We start from the raw sequence: 22,235 nt of genomic DNA on the forward strand, positions 1-22,235 counted from the left end.
ACGAATTCTTATGTTCTGCCGGGTATAACGGTTAACTGCGCGCTTGCCAACTGTTGGCGCGGCGGTGCCACATAATGATAACGGGTTTGGAACAAAAAGGTTTGGATGGCTATGGCTGGACGTTATGTCACGCTGGAAAATCGTGCGGTTATTACCCTGGCAGGCGAAGACAGGGCGACATTCCTGCAGGGCCTCATTTCCAATGATATTCACAAGTGCGCGCCAGACCATGCGATCTGGGCTGCATTGCTGACGCCGCAGGGGAAATTTCTTCACGAATTCAATGTGGTCGATGCCGGTGAAATGTACTGGGTGGACTGTGAGGCTCCCAGGATGATGGACTTGGGTCAACGATTGCGCCGGTATCAGCTCAGATCGAAAGTCACCCTGGATATCGGGCGTGATCTGGCGGTTTTCGCTGTGCTTGATACAGACCCGGCGGGCTTCGGTCTGGGGGGAGAGGCCGGACAGGTCGTGCCTCTCGCCGATGGCTTTGCTTTCGTTGATGCGCGTCGCCCGGAAATGGGGCTTCGTGTGATTGCGCCGCGCGCGGCGGCCCAACAGGCCTTTGCGAAACTGAATTTGATCGAAGATGATCAGGCGGTCTATGACAAATTGCGGATGAGCCTTGGAATCCCGGAAGGCAGTGCGGATATGGAACCGGAAAAGGCGATCCTTCTGGAAAATGGCTTTGATGAATTGCAGGGCGTTGACTGGAACAAAGGCTGTTTCATGGGCCAGGAACTGACGGCGCGCACAAAGTATCGGGGACTGGTAAAAAAACGTCTGTTGCCAGTTGTTTCCGTGGATGGAAAGGACCTGCCTGCGGATGGAACGATCCTCTCCGAGGGGCGGGAAATCGGTCAGTTGCGGTCGGTTGCCGGTGCGCGGGGCCTCGCCCTCGTGCGGCTGGAACGGTGGCGGCACGCCATGGAACATGGTCATCCGCTGGCCGTTGGTGATGCTGCCGTGGTGATTGACGTGCCGGACTGGGTGGACCTGCAGGCCAACACTGCTTCCAAGTAGTTCCACGCCCACAATACTTCTTTAGATTTTTTAAACAGTTCTGCGCTATCCTCTCCGGCGCACAGGGTTACATTGTCTGTATCTTCAGGGTAACCTCGCGCTTAGGGTTTGGGGATGACGAGGATGTGGTATTGCCGCAGCAGGTTTTCTGCGCAGGGAATTGAGCGATCTTTGTTGTCCTTGGGGCGTTTAGATTGAAGTTTGGGCGAGATGGCGACAGGCCGATCTATATCCTATGAAGTTTATTATCAGCAGGACCGGCGTTGGCATCTGCAGGCAAGTTTTGATTCCGGCAAACGCGATGATGCCGTGGAGGAAGCCAAGCGCCTGGAGAAGGAAGGCCATCTTCAGGGCGCCTGCGTTATCCGCGAGGCCTATGACAAAGCTACAAATCTCTCTCATGAATCGATCGTCTACAGCAGTCCCGGTCTGAAGGAAAAGCCAAGCGTTGCCGCGATCTCCGGTGCCGATGGAAACCTGAAAAACGCCCCGGAAGGGTCGGTTGCCGCGAATGCGGCCCGTGAGGCAAAAAAACGCGAAGCCGCCTTCCAGGAACGGCAGATGCGCGAGGCCGAACAATATCAGGCAGCGCAGGAGGAAAAGAAAAAGGCCCCGGCCCTGGCCGCGCCGCCTCGGCCAACTGTGGAGCCCGGTGCGGAATTGGTGAAGATCGCCCTGGCTTTCCTGGCGGCCAGTATCGGCGGCACCGCCATGACGACCCTGTGCTTCATGCTGTTGCATATGAGCGGTCTTTTTCTGGGGCGCAATGTCACCCTGACTATTCTGGCAGCGGTGTTCGGTATTACATTTCTTGCGATCTTCCTGCCGCCCCTCAAGAAAATCCTGGCGGCAAGCAAGCTTGCGAGCGCACGCGCAACAGCCCGGCGACAGGCGCAGGCGGAGCTTTATTCAAGCGATGCCGTGGATGCTTTGGCCGAGGACGCAGAGGATGCGCAGGGTGTGCAGCCTGCCAATGAGAATGAAGGGGTCGTCTCGGAATCTTCCAATGTGGCGGCAACGCCGGGTACTGGATCGTCGTCCCCCACGGACGAGGCGGGAGGTGAGGAGAGCGGGGAGGCGACCTCCAAACCCGCAGGTGGTCTGGTGAACCTCCTTGACGAGGGTGTGCCGATGCCGCCTGCGGCACCCAAATTCAGTTCCCCGGCGGCAGGGCAGGCGGAAACGGGGAAAGAGCAGGCCGAGGTGCTGTCATTCCCCACGGCTGCTGAGATCAGGGCGAGTGCCGTGCCGGTCCATGTGGTCGAACGCAAGGACAGTCCGACCGGGCCGGAACCGATGGATGCCGCAATCCGCAAGGTTGTTGCAGAGGCCCGCCAGTATCTGGGCAAGCGCCTGTCTGAAGACGCCTATACCCGGTTTGGTGTGATCCTCTTCCTCGCGGGCTTTTCGGAGCCCTTGATGCTTTGCTATCGGGTCTCCAAGGAAGATGCGTTCAAGGTTCTGGTCGACAACGTCATGCGCCTCGGGGTGGAAGAAAAACAGGCCAACGGTTTCTGCGCCAATATCGACGAATATCTGCTGGATGAACGCTATTTCGGCATGTATTCCCTGGGGCGTAGTGGCGGCAACCGCCGCGTGGCCGACGATGCGTCGGATTCTGCCATTCGTGAGGCGATCAAGGTTTGGAATTCTCCATCCAAGATGGACTTGCCGGGGCAAGAGGACGGGGGCGAGGAAAAAAGCAGCTTCGTTGCTGTCATGTTCACCGATATTGTCGATTCGACCGAGCAGCAGCAGGCAATGGGGGACGAGTGGCTGATGAAGGTCATACGCGCCCATAATGACATCGTGCGCGAGGTCCTGTCCCGTCATCAGGGACGTGAAATCAAGCATACCGGCGATGGTATCATGGCATCCTTTAACGGGGTCGTGCTCGCGGTTGAAGCCGCGTTATCCATGCAGCAGGGCTTTAGGCGGTTTTCGGAGGCAATGCCGAACCTGGCCTTCCAGGTGCGGGCGGGGCTGAGCGCCGGGGAGCCGATCCATGAGGATGGAGATATCTTCGGGACACCCGTCAATCTGGCCGCCCGGGTGATGAGCCACGCCCAGGGCGGGGAGGTTGCGGTGTCTTCCATCGTTCGTGAGTTGTGCCGGGGCAAGGATTTTGAGTTCGAACAGGTTGGTGTTTTTGAACTCAAAGGCTTTGAAGAACCACAGCCGGTCTACCATATCCTTAGTGCGAAGAAAGCCGACGAGCCAAAAAAAGAAGGTTTACCTTAACGTAAACGTCAAGTTTTTGTTTGCTGCGGTGCAGCAGGATGCTAGGATGCGCGCGGCTAAAACAATCGCTCCAGGGAGAAGAACATGACCACATGTATGGTGGGGTGGGCCCACAGCAAATTTGGAAAACTTGAAAATCACGATGTTGAATCGCTGATCGTCGAGGTGGCAAGCGAGGCGATCAAAGACGCGGGCGTTGCGCCTGAAGACATCGATGCCATCTATCTCGGTTGGTATAACGGCGGCTTTTCGCGTCAGGACTTTGGTTCGTCCTTGGTGATGAACGGCATTGAAGGTCTGCGCTTCAAGCCCTCCACCCGCGTTGAGAATGCCTGTGCGACCGGATCTGCGGCCATGCATCAGGCGGCCAATTATATTGAATCCAAACAGGGCCGCGTTGTTCTGGTGGTTGGCGTTGAAAAGATGACGGCGACGCCGGGACCGGAAATCGGGAATATCCTGCTGCAGGCGTCCTATATCAAGGAAGACGGTGATATCGAGGGCGGCTTTGCCGGTGTCTTCGGGCAGATCGCCAACGGTTACTTCCAGAAATATGGTGACCAGAGCGACGCGCTGGCGCGGATTGCGGCGAAGAATCACAAGAATGGTTGCGAGAACCCCTATGCCCAGATGCAGAAAGACCTGGGCTATGAATTCTGCCGCAATATTTCCGACAAGAACCCGGTTGTTGCCGGACCGCTCAAGCGTACCGATTGTTCGCTGGTCTCCGACGGGGCGGCGGCGGCTGTCCTGACGGATGTGGATATGGCGTTGTCGATGCCAAAGGCTGTTGCCTTCCGTGCACGTGCACAGGTGAACGATTACCTGCCGATGAGCAAACGGGACATGACTTTCCTGGATGGCTGTGCACATGCGTGGGAGCAGGCTCACGAACGTGGCCGTACAAGCCTCGATGATCTGAGCTTTGTTGAAACCCATGACTGCTTCACCATTGCCGAATTGATGCAATATGAAGCGATGGGCCTGACAGAAAAAGGCCAAGGAGCAAAGGCGCTCGAAGAGGGTTGGACTGAAAAGGACGGCAAGCTGCCGGTGAACCCCTCCGGCGGGTTGAAGGCCAAGGGGCATCCGATCGGTGCAACCGGCGTTTCCATGCATGTCCTGACGGCCAAGCAGGTCCGTGGCGAGGCTGGTGGCATTCAGGTGAAGGACGCCAAACTTGGCGGCATCTTCAACATGGGTGGTGCAGGTGTTGCCAACTATTGTTCTATTCTGGAGGCGCTGCGCTAGTCCGGAACAGGCAGAAAGAGAAGGGCCGCCCTGGTATTGGGGCGGCCTTTTTTGTGCCTGCTCGACGGGGATGAGGGAATATCGTAAGATTACAGAGGCTTGGGGGAAATCACGGGCGGAAACTAATGAAAATTCGATGTTGTCTGCTTACCCGGCGTTTATTCGTTATTCTGGCATTTTGCCTGATCACTGTCGCGGGCGTTGCGCAGGAAATGCAGCAGGTGCCGCGTTTTATCGAGCAGCGCTACCTGAAAGCAGCGGGGCAGGGCAGCGCCAAGGCACAATTTACGTTGGGACTTTTGAACGAGCGCGGACTGGTCAAGGATGCCTCCCTTGAAAATGCGGCGAGCTGGTATCGCCTGGCATCGACAAATGGCTACGCCCCGGCGCAATACCGGCTGGCCCTTCTTCTGGAAAAGCACCAAATAGCGCCGATCGAAGGTGAGACGATCAAGGCACTTTACCAGTCCGCCGCGACCAAAGGCATGAAAGAGGCGCAGCTCAATCTGGCAATTCTGCTGGAGCGGCGCGGCGAGGTCCGGCAGGCGTTTGAATGGTATATGGCCGCGGCCAAAGGCGCCGTGGCGCCCGCAATGACGGCGGTTGGCGTGATGTTTGCGCAAGGCCGTGGGGTTGATGCTGATCCTGCGCAGGCCTGGGCATGGTTCAGCCGCGCGGTGAAGGCGGGAGATAAAAATGCAGAGCCGCTGATGGCCGCATTGGGCGAAAAATTAACCGATGATCAACGGGATCGTGCCAAAATGCTCTTGGAAAGCGGTTCTTGAGCCTTACGTCATCTTCTGTCGGGCAAGGTTATCCGGACGGTCGGACTATTGCCTGCAAATGAGGGCTGAGAAATCGCATTGTCGTGTCCGCGAAAATTACTGTCGCACGCAAACGAGATGATCGGGGCCATGCGGATTATTGAACGCAGTATAGGGTTCTATCATATGTAACCGATTTGCGGGCTCGGTGTTAACGACCGCATCAACTGGGGATGGATGAAGCCGATGGCTGAAGAAGACGATCTCGATCTCCGCGAGCTGGATGACCAGGAACTTGTGGAACAAATGTGGGATGACCTCTACGACGGTCTTGCCGACGAAATCACAGAGGGCACCAACATCCTGCTGGAGCGTGGCTGGGAACCGTACCGGGTCCTGACGGAAGCGCTGGTTGAAGGCATGCGGATTGTCGGTATCGACTTCCGCGACGGCATTCTGTTCGTGCCGGAAGTCCTGATGGCGGCCAACTCCATGAAGTCCGGGATGAAAATCCTGCGCCCGCTGCTGGCGGAATCCGATTCCCCGCCGCAGGGCAAAATGGTTATCGGTACCGTTAAGGGCGACATTCACGACATCGGTAAAAACCTTGTCGCGATGATGATGGAAGGCGCCGGCTTTGAGGTGATCGACATCGGAATCAATATTCCGGTCGAGACCTATCTGGAGGCTCTGGAAGAGCACAAGCCGGACATCCTGGGCATGTCCGCGCTGCTGACCACCACGATGCCGTATATGAAGGTCGTGATCGACACCATGAAGGAACAGGGTATCCGTGATGATTACACTGTTCTGGTCGGTGGTGCGCCGCTGAACGAGGAATTTGCCCGTGAAGTTGGTGCCGACGCATATTGCCGTGACGCGGCAGTTGCCGTTGAGATGGCCAAGGAATACATGGCGCGCCGCCACAATCAGTGAGGCTGCGCCCCATGATGGGGGCCTGTGATGACTACGCAGGACCAGAAAATTGAAACTCCGGGGGCTGATCAGTCCCCGGAGTTTATTTCTGATAAGGCCCGTGTCCTGATCATTGCTTGTGGGGCACTGGCGCGGGAAATCCTGGATATCATCCGCGTGAATGGCTGGGAGCATGTCGGCGTTACCTGCCTTCCGGCAAAGCTGCACAACCGACCGGACCAGATACCCGAACGGCTTCGCGAAAAAATCCGTCAGGCCAGGGAAAAGGCGGAATTCTCAAAAATCCTTATCGGCTATGCCGATTGCGGCACAGGCGGTCTCCTTGATCAGGTGATCGCGGAGGAAGGTGTGGAGCGTATCGGTGGCCCACATTGTTATTCCTTCTTTGCCGGATCGGAGCGCTTTAACGAAATTGCAGAACAGGAACTGGGCTCTTTCTATCTGACCGACTATCTGGTCAGGGCCTTTGATACGCTGATCATGGAAGGCATGGGGCTTAATAAATATCCTGAAATGCGTGATCTCATGTTCGGCAATTACAAGCGTCTGGTCTATCTGGCGCAGGTCGATGACCCGGAACTGGACCGGCAGGCGGAGGCCGCCGCGGAAAAGCTGGGGCTGGCTTATGAGAAAGTCAAAACCGGTTATGGCGAGTTGGCGGATTTCATGGCGAAAGCGGCTGACGAAACATAGGCCGGAAAGATAACCAAACTGATAAATTAAAGAATAGGTGGATGGAATGGCTCAACTGATTGTCGTTTACTGGCGCGATATCCCGGCACAGGTGATTGCAAAAAAAGGGCGTCGCGATCAGATCAAGATCCAACTGGAAGAACGATTTGAGAAGGCGATCGACCGTGCGGCCATGCGGGGTGGTGCGCGCGCGACGGACGACTATCTTGCGGAATGGCGCAAGGCCGATCCGGTTGAGGTTTCCGATGATCTGGAAGCCGAGGCCCGCAAGAAAGCCGACGCTTTGGAGGCTGAATATGACGACGCCCGCCTGACCGCTTTGGTCGAAAATGGTGGGGTTGCTGCATAGGAAATGTCGGCCTACGCCCACTTCCAGGCATGAAGACCAAACACCGCCCGGCATCGCCGGGCGGTATTTTTATTAGTAAAGTCATTGCCTTCGTGCTTTCTGCCTTTTGAAAGCGGCGTTGGCCGGTGATTTTTCGGCATATTGTCATTGACATGTGGATATAAAGATATTTTTATGTCTTACGTAGAGAGCAAGGAATAACGGGTATGGAAGAACTGCTTCAAGCGATGAGGGCAATTGCGGAACCGACACGGATTCGGATTCTGGCTTTATGCGCCCATTCGGAACTGACGGTCAGTGAGATCGTACAGATCTTGGGTCAAAGCCAGCCGCGTGTTTCCCGTCATTTGCGCCTGATGGTAGAGGCAGGGGTTCTCCAGCGTTATCAGGAAGGGACCTGGGCCTGGTATCGGCTTGTGTCTCGGTCTGCCCTGGTAACCGGTAAAGCGCGCTACAGTGACCGTGTCGCCAGTCTGGCGGAAGAGTTGATCGACCTGATCCCGGATGATGATCCGGTTGTGTCCCGCGATCTGGAGCGCCTGGATAATGTGCGCCGGGAGCGTGAACGCCAGGCGGCGGAATTCTTTGCCAGCAATGCGGAAGACTGGGATCGTTTGCGCGCCCTGCATGTGGACGAGGCAGAGGTTGACGCCGCAGTTCTCAAGGCATTCGGTGACCGGACGATTAACCGGTTGCTGGATATCGGTACGGGGACGGGTACTGTTCTGGCCCTGTTGGGTCGGATTGCCGGTTCGGCGATCGGTGTCGATTTGTCGCCCCAGATGCTGTCGCTTGCCCGTACGTTGATCGACCGGGAGAAGCTGACCCATTGTCAGGTTCGCCAGGCGGACATGTACCAGCTGCCTTTCGATGCCGCGAGTTTCGACGCCGCCAGCCTGCATATGGTGCTGCATTATGCCGAAGACCCGGTGGCGGTGTTGCGGGAAGCCGCCCGTGTGTTGGCACCCAATGGCCGCCTCGTGGTCGTGGATTTCGCCCCGCATAATGTTGAGGAATTGCGGGCACGCCATGCCCATCGTTGGCCGGGCATTGACGACAAGCTTATGCAGGACTGGTTCCTGGAAGCAGGGCTTGAGGGCGAGCCCGTGGAAAAGCTGGAGGGCGGGGCGCTGACTGTCTGCCTTTGGAAGGCGGTTCGCCCGGAACAGGCTGAAAATAACCATCCTGCGTCAGTAATTGCGGGGAACACCTAGACCGACTGTTATTAAACGCAGAAGTAACTATCCGACTGAGAGGAATGATCAAAAGTCGGGTATCGCGCCAAAACGAGAAGGAGGCCGCCTGATCATGCGTACTGTAAAAGAAGCACTTTCCCAACGTATTCTGTTGGCCGATGGGTCCGTGACCCGTCTGCTGGCAAATGCCAAGACTGATGTGAAGCGTGATTTCTTTGGGGCGGCTGGAATGTTTCCGGTGCTGAACGTGACGCGTGCCTCTCTCGTGAAGGAGGTTCACCAAGCCTATCTTCTGGCAGGTGCCGATGTCATCCGCACCAATTCTCTGGAGGCAAATCCGCTGTCCCTGAAACAGCACGGCCTGCAGGATGAGGCTTTCATCCTGAACTACAAGGCGGCGGAAAACGCTGTGAATGCCGTTGATTCGATACCGGGTCAGGGACGCCGCCGCTTTGTTCTGGGCGTTATCCGGGATGACGGCTGGAACGCGACACCGGCAGAGGTTGAAGCGGCCGTTGAGACCCAGGCCCAAGGCCTGCTGTCCGGTGGGGCTGATGCGCTTATCCTCGACTGTCTGCCGGGTATTGGCCGGGTTCAACCTGTGTTGACCGGTGCGCGCCGTGCCCGTGCGGCCCTGAATTCCGACGCGCCGATCTTCCTGCAGCAGGGGGCAAAAGGCACTGATTTCTCTGAGCATGTCCGCAAGCAGGCGGATGGAATCCTTCGTTATCGCCCCGGTGATGCGGATCGCAAGGATGCCCTGCAGCGTTGGGTCGAGGAAGGCTCGGTGAATCTGGTCGGTGGCGGGGATACCCCCGGCGCGACGGCGCGGCTGGATACGGTCCTCCGCGGTCTGGCCGAAGACGGGCTTCGTCCGGTTCAGGATTGGGTCCGTAGTTCCCAGCCGCTCGATGAATTTGAACCGGCCTCCAGTTGGGCTCATTTCCCGGAAAATGGTGAGGACGACACGCTGGAAGAGGCGGAACAACTGCTGGAAGCTGCGAAATAGCGCCATCGATGGTCGCGCGATGACGCGATCAGGACGGATTTGGGCGCGCCTACGCATTCTCGGAACGGCCTCCGGGCATAAATAGAGGCTAATCAATCGAAAAAGGTTGAAGGCGACTGCAAGAATTTGCGGCCGCCTTCAACTGGTACAAAGCCAACGTTCCAAATAAAGGCGTGATCCATGACCAGAACCGTCATCAGCTCAGCAACCAAAGAAGTCGTCATCGGTTTTGAGAACCCGTTCTGCGTGATTGGCGAGCGGATCAACCCGACCGGTCGCAAGAAGCTTGCCGCAGAAATGAAAGAAGGCAACTTCGAAACCGTTAAGCAGGATGCTTTGAATCAGGTCGCTGCGGGCGCCCATGTCCTGGACGTGAACGCAGGTATTCCGTTGGCCGACGAGCCGCAGATCCTGGCTGACACCATTGAGCTGGTACAGTCCCTGGTCGATGTTCCGTTGTGCATCGACAGCTCCATCGTCGAAGCGCTGGAAAAAGGCCTGTCGGTTTACAAAGGCAAGGCGCTGCTGAACTCCGTTACCGGTGAAGAAGAACGCCTCGAAGTCGTGCTGCCGATGGTCAAGAAATACGGTTGTGCCGTTGTTGGTATTTCCAATGACGAAACCGGCATTTCCGAAGACCCGGATGTCCGTTTCGAAGTCGCCAAGAAAATCGTCGAACATGCTGCCGACTACGGTATTCCGCGCGAAGATATCGTCATTGACCCGCTGGTGATGCCGATCGGTGCCCTGGGTACCGCCGGTCGCGGTGCGCTGAACCTGATCCGCCGCCTGCGTGAAGAGCTGAAGGTGAACACCACCTGCGGTGCATCCAACATCAGCTTCGGCCTGCCGAACCGTCACGGCATCAACGGCGCTTTCCTGTCCATGGCTTCCGGTTTCGGTATGACCAGCGCGATCATGAACCCGCTGCACGAGCAGGACATGCACGCCATCTGGGGTGCGGATGTGATCAACGGCGTGGATAAAGATTGCGCCCATTGGATCAAGAAATTCCGTGAGCCTGCTGCGGAAGGTGAAGGCGGTGCACGTGGCGGTCGCGGTGAGCGTCGCCGTCGTCGTGCGTAAGCCGACCTGACCAGAATACGATATAATAAAATAAAGCATATATGGGTTTAGATAGGAGTAAGGTGCCGTGCCAGAGTCGTCCAATGGTAAAGAAGAGGCTTTGATCGTCTTCACGCCGTCGGGCAAGCGCGGCAGCTTTCCTATCGGGACCAAGGTGCTTGATGCCGCCCGTCACCTAGGCGTCGATATCGATTCCGTGTGTGGCGGGCGTGGCATTTGCGGTCGTTGCCAGGTACAGCCGAGCCTCGGGGATTTCCCGAAGTTCAACGTCAAGAGCCACGCCGACCATATTTCCGAATTTGGCGCAAAAGAACTGCGCTACAAAGAAAAACGCGGGATGAAGGATGGTCGCCGGCTGAGCTGTTCGGCGGTGATCGAAGGCGATCTCGTGATCGACGTTCCGGCTGACAGTCAGGTGCACAAGCAGGTCGTCCGTAAACGCGCTGAAGTGCGTAATATCGAGATCGACCCCGTTGTTCGTCTTCACTATGTGGAGGTGGAAGAACCGGATATGCACCACCCGTCCGGTGACCTGGAACGCGTCAAGACAGCGCTTAAGTCCCAGTGGGATATCGATGTCACCCGCGCGGACCTGCCGGTCCTGCAGACCCTGCAGAAGGCGTTGCGTGACGGGGAATGGAAGATTACCGCTGCCGTCCGCTATGACGGCGAACTGATTTATGTCTGGCCCGGTTTTCAGGGCAATGCCTACGGGTTGGCGGTGGACATCGGGTCCACGACCATGTCTGTGCATCTGACGGATTTGCAAACGGGTGAGGTCGTCTCCTCCGTTGGTGCGATGAACCCGCAGATCCGTTTCGGCGAAGACCTGATGAGCCGCGTGTCCTATGTCATGATGAACCCCGGCGGGGAACAGGAAATGACCGCCGCAGTTCAGGAGACGCTGAACTTCCTGGCAGGTCAGGCCGCGACGGAAGCCGGTGTAGACCTCACTGAAATTCTGGAACTTGTGCTGGTCGGAAACCCGATCATGCATCATTTGGCCTTGGGCATTAACCCGGTGGAATTGGGCTGGGCGCCGTTTGCACTGGCGACCAATAGCGCGGTTGAATTGTGGGCGGATGAAATCAATGTCCGTGTGAACCCTGGCGCACGCGCCTATTTCCTGCCCTGCGTTGCGGGGCATGTCGGTGCGGATGCGGCGGCGGTCACCCTGGCCGAAGGGCCGCAATATCGCGAAGAAATCACACTGGTTGTGGACGTGGGAACCAATGCGGAAATCGTATTGGGGAACAAGGATCGCCTTCTGGCCTGTTCCAGCCCGACCGGTCCGGCCCTTGAAGGGGCGCAGATTTCCAGTGGTCAACGTGCGGCCAATGGCGCGATTGAACGTGTCCGCATTGACCCGGAAACCTTGGAGCCGCGCTTCAAGGTTATTGGTTGTGACCTGTGGTCCGATGACGACGGATTTGAACTGGCATCCGCCAAGGTCGGCGTGACCGGCATCTGCGGTTCCGGCATTATTGAAGTGATGGCGGAGATGTTCCTGGCCGGGATCATGAGCGCGGACGGTATTATCGACGGCAGCATGGCCGAGAAGAGTGACCGCATCGTGCCCGAAGGCCGTACCTTCAGCTATATTGTTCGCCGTGGGGAACCGGAAATCCGGGTCACCCAGGCAGATGTTCGGGCCATTCAGCTTGCCAAAGGCGCGCTCTATGCCGGGGCGCAACTGCTGGTCGACAAGCTTGGCAAGCCGGTGGAACGTGTCGTTCTCGCAGGTGCCTTCGGTAGTCACATTGACCCGAAATACGCCATGGTTCTGGGGTTGGTTCCTGACTGTGACCTGGACAAGGTTGTTTCTGTCGGCAATGCGGCCGGCACGGGCGCGCGTATTGCGTTGCTGAACCGGAAGGCCCGTGGCGAGGTAGAACGTCTGGTGGCGGATATCGAGAAAATTGAAACCGCGGTCGAGGCCAAGTTCCAGGACCATTTCGTGGGCGCGATGGCCTTCCCGCATAAGACCGCGCCATACCCAAATTTGCAAAAAGTTGTCGCATTACCGGCGCGCAAAACTGCTCAGGATGGTGATGATAGCGACGGTACAGCGGGAGGCGGGCGTCGCCGACGCAGACGCCGTGGCTAAGAAAAAGTAAAACCCCAAGTTTGAGGAGTTCGCGATGATGTCCGGGCATGTTTCCGAGAAGGATCTCGTCATCGAGTTCATGAAGGGTTGCACCGTGGAGGTTACTCCCGGGGGAGCGTCCAAGATTGAGGATTTTCGTGAAATCCTGCGGCCGGATACGACGGTTTATGTCACCTTCCTGCCCGGTTCCGATTTTGCCGATACGGTGAAGACGGTAAAGCGTCTGCGGGAAGAGGGGATGAACCCGGTTCCGCATTTTGCGGCGCGCTCGATCCCGTCGAAGGTTTTCCTGGAAGACAACCTGAAGGCTTTGCAGGGTGAAGTTGGTGTTGAAGAGGCCCTGCTGATCGGCGGTGGTGTCGACAATCCGGTTGGCGAATTCCATTGCGCCATGCAGGTTCTGGAACTGGGTCTGTTCGAAAAATACGGTATTAAGAAACTGGGCGTCGCGGGTCATCCGGAAGGCAGCCCGGATATTCCGCCGGCGGAAGTTTCCAAGGCAATCCGTGAGAAGAACGCATTTGCGAAGAACACGGATATGGACCTCTATATCGCAACGCAGTTCTGCTTCGAGGCAGCGCCGATCCTGGAATGGGACCGCCGTATCCGTGAGGAAGACGGCAACGAACTGCCGATCCACATCGGTATTCCGGGGCTGGCAACGATCAAGACCCTTATGAAGCATGCCCAGGCCTGCGGCATCGGCGCTTCCATGCGTGTTCTGACCCGTCAGGCGGCTAATATTGCCAAGCTGATGACGGTGCGCCAACCGGACAAACTGGTCCGTGACCTGGCCCTGGCAAAGGCAAAAGACCCCAGCATCGGCATCAAACAGTGTCACCTCTATCCGCTGGGCGGTCTGCGCAAGTCCGCTGCCTGGATGTATGCCGTTCTGGATGGCGAGTTTGAAATGGACAAAAAAGGCGGGTTCAAGGTTAACGTGGAAATCAAATAACCTGAACGACCTTGGAATTGCGAAGCGCCGGTCAATTGACCGGCGTTTTTCTTTTGTGTCCTATGCTCCGGAAAATTGCCGGCGGGATTGATTATTCCTTGTCCTTGGCGGCGTTCAACTCGCTCGTGGTGTTGATCAGCCGCTGGCTCAGGTCGCGCGTCATATGGAAAGAGAAGTTGGCGTCGTGACGGGCCAATTCCGTGAAGACCTCCTTGTTCAGTTTCAGGGCCGTCAGGTCTGTTTCGGCGCGGATGGTCGCCGTGCGCGGCGTATCGCAGAGCAGCGCCAACTCACCGACAATCTGGTTTTTGCCCAGTTGGAAGAGGACATTCTCACCATGCTCGTCCGATTCCAGGATAACGTCGGCCTTGCCTTTCAGGATGACATAGGCCGCATCGCCGTCGTCGCCCTGACGGAAGAGGTCTTCGCCCGCCTTGTAGGTTTTGCGTTCGGCGGTAAAGGCCAGCAGCTTGAGCCGGTTGGGGTTAAGTTCCGAGAAGAGGGGCAGACCCTGTAGAATCTGGGCCTCGCTGCCCATGCCTGCGCGGCCTTCCTGTTCGATCTCCTCCACATGTTCGCGGGTGTCGCCTTCGACGCTGACCCGCCCGTTTCTAAGCTCCAGATGCTGCTCGTAGGGCAGGCCTTCCGGCACGCTGTCGGTGATCCACAGGATTGTCGCGCCATCGGTAATCCTGCGCAAACGACCCATGATCCGTTTCCGGCCCTCGCTATCGAGACTGTTGAGGCCGTCATTGACAATCAGAAGATCGGGACGTTTCAAAAGATTGCGTGCCAGGCCCAGTTTCTGGCGCTGGGCGGAGGTCAGCCGTGCACCATTGATGCCGACTTCGAATTTCAGGGCTGTCCTGATCACAGTGTCGCGCAGGTCCTCGTCATTTGTAATGACTTCCAGCGCTTCCATGATCCGCTCTTTGGCTTCTGCGCGGCCATAGGCGATGCTGCCGAACAGGATGTTTTCCTGGATGCTGAGGCCTTCGTTGTAATGTTCCGGGTCAAAGGGTTGAACTTCCGTGCCCATCAGTTCCGCATAGTTTTCATGCAGGTCCTTGCGCAGGGTGACAATGCGCGTTTGCATGCGATTGTCGATCAGTCCGAGGCGATGCCGTTGCGGGATAATTTTGAACGGCAATCCCAGCAAGGGCTCGCATTCGGACGGGCTGAGGCTGTCCAACCCGGATTTCTTGACCTTGGAAACGAGCAGTTTCAGGTCCGGCAACGTGTCTTCGTCAACAAAGCTGAATTGCTCGAAGAAGGGATGGCCGGGGGGAATGTCCTGGAATATTTCGACCATCGTTTCCGCACAGCGCCGCCCGATTGCGAGGAATTCAGCCATCATGCCATGTTTTTCCACCAACCCCATGATGATCGGGTTGGAGGCGAGGTTCTCCGTTTGGAAGCGGTCGGCGAGAGCACGGCCGAACAGGATATTTTCCGCCAGCGTCGTATAATCGTTGTAGGCGTCGAAATCATAGCTGCGGACCAGGTCCGACAGGCCGTGATCCTCAAGATAGCGGCGCATGCGCCGACGGGCAGACAACGCACCTTCCGACAGTTTCAGATTTCGGTCCGGATCGGCTGTCTGGCGCAGCCCCAGGGCAAAGAGGTCGTCATCCAGCTCTACGGCTTTGAGTATCTCAACCGTACGGTTTCTCAGGCTTTCGTAATCTCTTACCCCTGCAAGGTCATAATTCGTCCAGTCCAGTCGGTCGTTATGGACGCTGTTGCCTGCAACCTCTGCCTCTTCGATCTCCTCTTCCCGTGAGGAATCGAGGTCGGTCTCCTGGGGGATACTTTGATAAACCCCCATGTAGAGGTTTCTGGCGATGCTGGTATTGAAGAAAAGCGGGGTGGAGGGCTGGTAACCGATCCTTTGCCCGGTCACGGATTCGGGCAGTTCCGCCATGTCATGGCCATTTGCGGTTAACTTGCCGCGTGTGGGGCTTTGTAGCCGACAGGTGATCTTGGCCAGCAGATCACGCCCTGTACCCGACGCGCCGGTAAGCAGCGTGGTCGTTCCGGGTTTCAGGGTAAAGGCGACATTATCGAGGATCAGCATACCGTCGTGATCGGCGTAGCTGAGCGATGTTGCCTTTACTTCTCCGTCCAGGTGGGGCACCGGCTGGGGAATATCGAGCAGTTGTTCGCGCGACATCATGCCATCCGGAATGAACTGGTCATGAATCTGTTCGTATTTGATCCGGGCGTCGGCCAGGCGCTGATAATAGTTCAACAACTCCCGCCAGGGTGCGGACAGGTCCTTATAGGCGGCAAGTGCGGCGACGAGCGCGCCCAGGGTCAGGTCTCCGCCGGTCAGGACAAGATACCCGCCGATGAGATAGAAGAAGTAAGGGGTGAGCTGTCCGATGAAGTTGTTGAGGAACTTCATGAAGAACTTGCGTTGGTAGATCTCGAAGCGGACCCAGAAGATATCGCCGAGGCGATGGGAGAAGTCCGCTAGGGTGTATTTGGCGTGATCCTGCGCGTGCACTTCCTCAATGCCGGAAATGACCTCTCCCATACGATTGGAGAGGGATCGCACATGCTTCACCCGTTCCTTGCCCAGAAGATTGATCTTCCGCTGCAGCTTGGGAATTATATAGCCCTGGATCGGAATGGCCGCGAATGCGGCGGCGCCCAGAAAGGGGTCCTGGACGAACATGAAGAACATGATGGTCAGGAAGGTACCGCCCTGGAAGGCGATCAGGGCGAAGGCATCCCCGAAGAAGCCGCCCAGAGGCTCGACCTCGGCGGACACCATCGTGACGATTTCCCCGCCCGACAGCTTCTGGAACTGTGGCAGAGGAAAGCGCAGGCTTCTTTCCAGCAATGTATAGCGCAATCGACGCAGCAGCCGTTCCGACATGACACCCTTGTAGGTGTTGATCCGCATCTTGAAGGCGCCATTGATAAACACCAGTGCCAGAAAGGCACTGGTCAGGACGAGCAGATATTGGAGTTGGTCCAGCTTGAAGCCGTCGAAGGATATTTCCTGACCCAGGATAACCCAGTTGATGCGCAGGAAATCAACCGTGCTTCGGTCACCACCAATGGCCTCGTTGATGATGGTTTTGGGCAGGTCGAGCGAATAATACAGAAAGGGAAATGAGATGAGGATCAACAGCAGCGTGGTTATTTGCTGCCGGGCGCTGTAGCGCCAGATATATCTGAAGAGGCTGCGATCCACGATATCGTTCCCTACCTATACTGTAACCCGGACTTCAGGCCTGTCGGGCCCGCGACTGGATATGGCCGTCTAATTTTTGTTAATGCCAATCAGCGGAGGCCACTATGGCGAAGCCGATCAAGCCGTGCGATTTGATGGACACTTCCATATAGACGTTCCTATCTGTTTTTTAAGGGAAAAATGACGATGTGGGCAAAAGTTATGCCCTCTCGTTCCCTGCACTGGATAGTCGGCCGCAGTTTGGTTAGGCCGCAATTTCTGATTTTCCCCAAGCATGCCCTCATTGTGATGGAAAATTATCGCGCTGCCAATTGCTTAAAACCACTGGTCGATCCAGGCAATGGGCTGACCGTGCCGGCGAAGGCGTTTGATGTCAAAGCCTGTAAATTGCCTTATGATTGCCTTATCTCCGCCCGGATTCAGCCCGGCAACAACGCTATACAGCGCCGCCGGATTGAAAGTGATGCGAATGAGTAAACACGTTGTAGCCGTATTGATGTTGGTTTTGGTGGCCTCTGCTTTGGTGCTGCTGGGGGTGGATATACCGGAATTGCCGAATCATGACGCACCGGCGGTTCATATCATGCCGGACAATCAGGGCATTTTACGCCAATAGACTGAGAGTACTTTTCACCACCGTTTCAGCGCACTAGACTAGTGTCGCAACAGCGGTAAACGGGTGAAATAATGGCACAGTCTCAGAGTTCGGATTCAGTTGTCTCGGCGGCCTTGATTATTATCGGCAACGAAATCCTGTCGGGGCGTACGCAGGACGGAAATCTGGCTCATATCGCACAGAAACTGGGAGGTATCGGGGTCTCCATTCGTGAAGTCCGGATCGTTCCCGATATCGAAGCGGAGATCATTGATGCCGTGAATACCCTTCGTGCGAAGCATGACTATGTTTTCACAACCGGTGGGATCGGCCCCACACATGACGACATTACCGCAGCATCCGTGGCCCGGGCCTTTGACCGGCCCCTGATCCGGCATCCCGAGGCCTATCGGCGTCTATTAGCCCATTACAAGCAATTGGGGGTGGAGATCAACGACGCGCGCGCCCGCATGGCCAATACCCCGGAAGGGGCGACGCTGATCGATAACCCAGTTTCCGCCGCACCCGGGTTCAAGGTGGAAAATGTCCACGTGATGGCGGGCGTGCCCAAGATCATGCAAGCCATGCTGGAAGGGGTGTTGCCGACGCTTGCGGGTGGCGCCAGGGTCATGAGCCGCACGGTTCTATGTTCCCTGCCGGAAGGTGAGATCGCAGCAGGCCTAGGGAAAGCCCAGGAAAGCTTTCCGACCGTCGATATCGGAAGTTATCCGGCCTATGCAAAAAACGAGTTCCGGTTGTCTCTGGTTCTCAGGGCGACAGATTTGCAATTGCTTGACGAGGCAACCGATCGCGTGATTGCCCTGATCGGGGAATTGGGTGGTAAAAGCGAACTTCTGACGCCTTCCGACGGGAATTGACGCCGAGTGGCGATTTGAGCTTTCCATAATAAGATTCGCTGCTTAAAAAGCGCATTCTTCGACTGCCGTGGTTAAAGCACGGGCAGGAATGCGTGTGGCCTTGAAATTGCCGCAATTCTGCCTTGGCCGCTCCTCAGACTGTCGGCATTCCTTGATGACTTCATCAAACAGATAAAGACAGGGAGTTCCCATTATGGCGCGTCCCCGGCGCATACGATTAGAACGTGGCGATACCCTTGGCGGGACGGCACCGTTGATTCTGCTGAAAAAAGGAGACGGAAAGCCATTTCGTGAAGGAGAGTTGCGGCGGCGCAGTCGCAAAAACGGCCGTTTCAAAACGAGTACTATTGTCTGGAACGTAGTGATCGTGCTGTTCCTGGCAGCGGTTGTTGTGGCGCTTTTGGGGCAGGGCAACGGCGAAGGACCGTTTGACCGGCTGATGGGCAATACCGATTCTTCCGTCTTCCCGGCCGATGAAATGGACTTACCCAAGCCATAATCGATCTTCTACGAAAACGAGCTTGCAGCCATCCGTCTTCCTATCTATTTTGTGCGCGCTGTCACGCGGGCGTGGCGGAATTGGTAGACGCAACAGACTTAAAATCTGTCGATCTTTTGATCGTGCCGGTTCAAGTCCGGCCGCCCGCACCAGCATTTTGTGCAGACAGTAAGTGAGTTGGAAGGGCGCCATGAAACAGGGGCGCTTTTTTTATGTCGCGGTGGGTAATCGGTGCGGGATACACCGATTGGATCAGTCGGTCACCTTGCCGTCGGCGACTTTGGTGATGTGAAATTCCAGAATGGCGCTGACAATATCCAGCGTTTCATCCGTATCTCCCAACCGTCCACGGTTTTCCAACTGCTCCAGATAAGGTTTCAGAAGCCTTCGGAAGCCTGCGATATCGCGGTCTACGGAACGGTCGGTCATGCTGGCAACAGTGTCGTCTGAAGCCGTTCGCAATTTGTGACCTAACCCGTAATTGTATTCTTTTGCCACTTCTCTTCCCCTTTCTCTTCACCATGTTGGTCAGGGTAAGACTGCCAAAGCGCAGACGCAGCGCATGGTCGTAAACCATAATTACATACAATTTTAATTAAAATATAGTAATTTCTCCTAAAAGGAGAATCAATTCTTCCAGAGTAGCGTATTATGGTAATCAAATTTATGTGAGATCACTCGCAAAAAAATAAGGCCGGGGAGGAATTGCCCGGCCTTTCAGAATTCCATTGTCATGGATGATTATCGGCGCTCGCCTTTCCCGTAATGGGCCTCGATCTTGGTTTGTACCAGTTCCAGGCAGATGGAAAGCATCCAATAAACAAGTGCTGCGGTGATCAGCATCTCCAGATGTTTGAACTCGGCGCGGCCTGCGGTCTTTGCCCGGTAGGTCAGGTCCCAGACGCCTACAACGGAAATTAGGGAGCTGTCCTTCAGCATGGCGATGAACTGGTTGCCGGTCGGTGGAATGATATGTTTCATCGCCTGGGGCAGAATGATCTTCCGGAAGGTCATGCGTTTGGACAGACCCAGAGACCAGGCAGCCTCGCTTTGCCCGGCGGGAATGGCCTGAATGCCTGCGCGGAAAATTTCCGCCATATAGGCTCCATAGCAGGCGGACAGCGCAAGAATGCCGGCGGGAATCGGATCAATGACAAAACCAAGCTGTGGCAGGCCGATATAAACTAGGTAAAGTTGCATGAGCAGCGGCAGGCCACGAAAAAATGAAATATAGAAAGTGGCGCAGCCGAAGGCGAAGCCGTTGTTGGACATACGCGCCAGCGCGCCGACTAAAGCGATGGCACAGGCAATCAGCGTAGCGATTGCTGAAATGTAGATCGTGGTCCATGCACCTTCCAGAAGGAAGGGGAGTTTCTTCATGATGAAGGCGTAGCTCAGGTCAAAGGACCAGAAGAAAGCCATGAATAATGCAAACAGTTCCGCCCAGGTAACATAGATCTGAAGTTGGCGGGGTAGTTTGCTAATCGCGAAAACGTTAAGGGTGAATATAGCGCCGAGGAGGAGCCCGGCTGCGAGCATACCGGGAATACCGGCAGCAAGATCGGATCCGATAAAGTCGGCGACCACTGTTTCCAGCGCCGTTTGCCGAAAGTCGACCACGGCGAAAAGCGCAGTGGAGATGAGGAGGACGATCAGCCACTTGTTGCGTGACTGATCATCCCGAATGTTGGCAAAAGCACTCATTGCGATAAGCGACTATGCCGGTTTATTTCGCAACGGTGTAGTCGAGACCGTACCATTTTTCGGACAGCTTGCTCAGCGTGCCGTCTTTGCGCATTGCATCGACGAGTTCAGCAAGCTTGGCATCAAATTCCGCGTCGCCTTTGTCCGTGGCGATCGCCAGCGGTTCATAGAAAACCGGGTCGCCGACGAGGCGGAACGGGTAGCCGGACTTGATGGCTTCCTGAACCGTCGGCGTTGGCGTCAGTACGGCGTCCAGGCGCTTGCCATCTCCCAGGCGCAGGTCGTCGTAGGCGTTGGTATCGGTTTCATAGGTGCGCTTGTCGCCTGCCGTCACCTGATATTCGAACGGCGGCACGCCCTTGGCGTCGAGAACCAGATTCTTGTCCATATAGAAGTCCGTCGTGCAACCGGCGCAAACACCGATGGTTTTGCCATTCAGGTCAGCAAGGGTTTTCACGGCGGAATCTTTATGCACGGCGAAGGATGCCGGTGTGTAGTAGTAGACTGCCGGGAAGTTGAGAACCTCGCGACGGGCCTTGGTCGGCGCCATGGAGCCTACGGAAATGTCCCAACGGCCTTTCCAGTTCCCTGCGGTGATGACTTCCCAGGCGGGCGTGATGATTTTCAGTTCGACCCCAAGGCGTTTGGCGATTTCGCGGCCAACGTCGATGTCGAAGCCATCCATTTCGTTGTCGTCATTCAGGAAGGACTGCGGCGGATAGGCTGCGTCCGACGACAAAACCAGCGTCTTGTTTTCCAGGACGCGGTCCAGTGTCGCGCCTGCCATGGCCGATGTAACCGGTGCCAAGGCAATCATTGCCCCCACTAAAAACTTAAGCCCTTTGCGCATCTCTTTCTCCCAATTTCCCAATACAAGTTCGGTGATCTGGCGTGCAGTTTTCTTATTATTTGTACAACCGTATAATAGTTGACCGAATTGATGCAACATTTGATTCTGCGAAGTGCGGTATTAGCGTCCGGTTTTTGCTTTTTAGCGTCATTCCGGCACGATTGCGAGGCGTCGATGGACATTTTGTCCGAGAAAACCGTCCAGCCAGCTTTGGCACAGCACGATCGCCTGGTCGGAGGAGAACCCGTCGGGGTCCAGGCAAAGTTCCAGCCATAGACCGTCCAGAAGGGCGGACAGGCTGATTGCCATGAGATGGGCATCCGTATTTACATTTTGCTGCTCGGTCAGCGCAATCAGCGTGTTTTCAAGATGCTGGCGGAAGTCCTGATTGTAACGCCGATGGGCATCGGCCAGTTTCGGGTCGCTGCGTTGGAGGCTCCAGAAGGCAACCCAGACCCCCAGCATTTCATCGGTGACCCATTCGTCCTTCAGGATGTGCACGAAAAGGTGGGACAGGCGCTCCTCAGGCGGGAAGCTCTCGTCATCCAGAATTTCGGCGCAACGCTGATTCACCTTGGTGGTCAGGTAATCATAGGTCTGGACGACCAGATCATCCTTGCCGTCGAAGTAGTGTCGCAAAAGCCCGGGTGATACACCCGCCTCCGCACAAATCTCGCGAACCGACGTGGCCCGTGCACCGATGCGGGCCAGGCAACGGATGGTTGCGAGTATGAGGGCCTCACGCCGTTCGTCGGCTTCCAGGCGCTGAAATTTCGGTTGGTCCGCGGCATCCCTATCCATAACGACCTCTATTCTTGACTTACGAACTTTGTCATTTATTGTACAGATGTATAACAAGGGCGAGTAGCCCGATCTGGTATTCCAGTAACT

At 56.2% G+C, this 22,235-nt stretch carries 21 protein-coding genes and 1 tRNA gene; 17 read left to right on the plus strand and 5 right to left on the minus strand.

The window, feature by feature from the left end; genetic code table 11:
- The first annotated feature begins 111 nt into the window (after nucleotides 1-111).
- The 12 genes from ygfZ to IF205_RS09120 all read left to right on the plus strand — a co-directional run bounded on the left by ygfZ (nucleotide 112) and on the right by IF205_RS09120 (nucleotide 13,613).
- Nucleotides 112-1,026, plus strand: a complete 915-nt coding sequence (ygfZ, locus tag IF205_RS09065) for a CAF17-like 4Fe-4S cluster assembly/insertion protein YgfZ (RefSeq protein WP_259782971.1) — start codon at nucleotides 112-114, stop codon at nucleotides 1,024-1,026.
- Nucleotides 1,027-1,236: 210 nt separating this feature from the next.
- Nucleotides 1,237-3,267, plus strand: coding sequence for an adenylate/guanylate cyclase domain-containing protein (locus tag IF205_RS09070; RefSeq protein ID WP_259782972.1), 2,031 nt, complete (start codon nucleotides 1,237-1,239; stop codon nucleotides 3,265-3,267).
- Between the two features lie 84 nt (nucleotides 3,268-3,351).
- The gene (locus IF205_RS09075; RefSeq protein WP_259782973.1) at nucleotides 3,352-4,518 is read left to right on the plus strand and encodes an acetyl-CoA acetyltransferase; all 1,167 of its coding nucleotides are present in this window, start codon (nucleotides 3,352-3,354) and stop codon (nucleotides 4,516-4,518) included.
- 125 nt (nucleotides 4,519-4,643) lie between these two features.
- Nucleotides 4,644-5,303 carry a tetratricopeptide repeat protein gene (locus tag IF205_RS09080; protein ID WP_259782974.1) on the plus strand — a complete coding sequence of 220 codons (660 nt, stop codon included), beginning with the start codon at nucleotides 4,644-4,646 and terminating at the stop codon, nucleotides 5,301-5,303.
- A 225-nt stretch (nucleotides 5,304-5,528) separates the two neighbouring features.
- Nucleotides 5,529-6,218: a cobalamin B12-binding domain-containing protein gene (locus IF205_RS09085; RefSeq protein ID WP_259782975.1), complete on the plus strand. Its 690-nt coding sequence runs from the start codon at nucleotides 5,529-5,531 to the stop codon at nucleotides 6,216-6,218.
- A gap of 27 nt (nucleotides 6,219-6,245) precedes the next feature.
- Nucleotides 6,246-6,911, plus strand: a complete 666-nt coding sequence (locus tag IF205_RS09090; protein WP_259782976.1) for a DUF1638 domain-containing protein — start codon at nucleotides 6,246-6,248, stop codon at nucleotides 6,909-6,911.
- Nucleotides 6,912-6,957: 46 nt separating this feature from the next.
- Nucleotides 6,958-7,260, plus strand: a complete 303-nt coding sequence (locus IF205_RS09095) for a virulence factor (protein ID WP_259782977.1) — start codon at nucleotides 6,958-6,960, stop codon at nucleotides 7,258-7,260.
- Nucleotides 7,261-7,466: 206 nt separating this feature from the next.
- Nucleotides 7,467-8,474 carry an ArsR/SmtB family transcription factor gene (locus IF205_RS09100; RefSeq protein WP_259782978.1) on the plus strand — a complete coding sequence of 336 codons (1,008 nt, stop codon included), beginning with the start codon at nucleotides 7,467-7,469 and terminating at the stop codon, nucleotides 8,472-8,474.
- Nucleotides 8,475-8,568: 94 nt separating this feature from the next.
- Nucleotides 8,569-9,465, plus strand: coding sequence for a homocysteine S-methyltransferase family protein (locus IF205_RS09105; protein WP_259782979.1), 897 nt, complete (start codon nucleotides 8,569-8,571; stop codon nucleotides 9,463-9,465).
- A 180-nt stretch (nucleotides 9,466-9,645) separates the two neighbouring features.
- The gene (locus tag IF205_RS09110; protein WP_259782980.1) at nucleotides 9,646-10,551 is read left to right on the plus strand and encodes a methyltetrahydrofolate cobalamin methyltransferase; all 906 of its coding nucleotides are present in this window, start codon (nucleotides 9,646-9,648) and stop codon (nucleotides 10,549-10,551) included.
- A 67-nt stretch (nucleotides 10,552-10,618) separates the two neighbouring features.
- Nucleotides 10,619-12,658: an ASKHA domain-containing protein gene (locus tag IF205_RS09115; protein WP_259782981.1), complete on the plus strand. Its 2,040-nt coding sequence runs from the start codon at nucleotides 10,619-10,621 to the stop codon at nucleotides 12,656-12,658.
- A 34-nt stretch (nucleotides 12,659-12,692) separates the two neighbouring features.
- Complete coding sequence (locus IF205_RS09120; RefSeq protein ID WP_259782982.1) at nucleotides 12,693-13,613, plus strand: methylenetetrahydrofolate reductase; 921 nt, start codon at nucleotides 12,693-12,695, stop codon at nucleotides 13,611-13,613.
- Between the two features lie 91 nt (nucleotides 13,614-13,704).
- Here IF205_RS09120 and IF205_RS09125 read toward each other — a convergent pair whose 3' ends face one another.
- On the minus strand, nucleotides 13,705-16,818 hold the full coding sequence (locus IF205_RS09125) for an ABC transporter transmembrane domain-containing protein (protein WP_259782983.1): 3,114 nt from the start codon (nucleotides 16,816-16,818) through the stop codon (nucleotides 13,705-13,707).
- Nucleotides 16,819-17,004: 186 nt separating this feature from the next.
- On the opposite strand from IF205_RS09125, the gene IF205_RS09130 reads away from it, so the two are divergent.
- From IF205_RS09130 to IF205_RS09150, 5 genes are all read left to right on the plus strand, one after another.
- A complete protein-coding gene (locus IF205_RS09130; protein ID WP_259782984.1) occupies nucleotides 17,005-17,295 on the plus strand; it encodes a hypothetical protein in 291 nt (96 codons plus the stop codon).
- Entirely contained in the window at nucleotides 17,288-17,434 is a 147-nt protein-coding gene (locus tag IF205_RS09135; RefSeq protein WP_259782985.1) for a hypothetical protein, read from the plus strand. The genes IF205_RS09130 and IF205_RS09135 overlap by 8 nt, the downstream gene beginning before the upstream one ends.
- A gap of 71 nt (nucleotides 17,435-17,505) precedes the next feature.
- A complete protein-coding gene (locus IF205_RS09140; RefSeq protein ID WP_259782986.1) occupies nucleotides 17,506-18,291 on the plus strand; it encodes a competence/damage-inducible protein A in 786 nt (261 codons plus the stop codon).
- Between the two features lie 193 nt (nucleotides 18,292-18,484).
- A complete protein-coding gene (locus tag IF205_RS09145; protein WP_259782987.1) occupies nucleotides 18,485-18,790 on the plus strand; it encodes a hypothetical protein in 306 nt (101 codons plus the stop codon).
- 65 nt (nucleotides 18,791-18,855) lie between these two features.
- A tRNA-Leu gene (locus IF205_RS09150) sits at nucleotides 18,856-18,942 on the plus strand.
- Between the two features lie 100 nt (nucleotides 18,943-19,042).
- Here IF205_RS09150 and IF205_RS09155 read toward each other — a convergent pair.
- The 4 genes from IF205_RS09155 to IF205_RS09170 all read right to left on the minus strand — a co-directional run bounded on the left by IF205_RS09155 (nucleotide 19,043) and on the right by IF205_RS09170 (nucleotide 22,145).
- A complete protein-coding gene (locus tag IF205_RS09155; RefSeq protein WP_259782988.1) occupies nucleotides 19,043-19,288 on the minus strand; it encodes a hypothetical protein in 246 nt (81 codons plus the stop codon).
- Nucleotides 19,289-19,531: 243 nt separating this feature from the next.
- Nucleotides 19,532-20,494: an amino acid ABC transporter permease gene (locus IF205_RS09160; protein ID WP_259782989.1), complete on the minus strand. Its 963-nt coding sequence runs from the start codon at nucleotides 20,492-20,494 to the stop codon at nucleotides 19,532-19,534.
- Between the two features lie 22 nt (nucleotides 20,495-20,516).
- A complete protein-coding gene (locus IF205_RS09165) occupies nucleotides 20,517-21,344 on the minus strand; it encodes a transporter substrate-binding domain-containing protein (protein ID WP_259782990.1) in 828 nt (275 codons plus the stop codon).
- A 147-nt stretch (nucleotides 21,345-21,491) separates the two neighbouring features.
- A complete protein-coding gene (locus IF205_RS09170) occupies nucleotides 21,492-22,145 on the minus strand; it encodes a TetR/AcrR family transcriptional regulator (RefSeq protein ID WP_259782991.1) in 654 nt (217 codons plus the stop codon).
- Between the last annotated feature and the right edge of the window lie 90 nt (nucleotides 22,146-22,235).

The organism is Aestuariispira ectoiniformans (genome assembly GCF_025136295.1).
Taxonomy (GTDB): Bacteria; Pseudomonadota; Alphaproteobacteria; order UBA8366; family Aestuariispiraceae; genus Aestuariispira_A; species Aestuariispira_A ectoiniformans.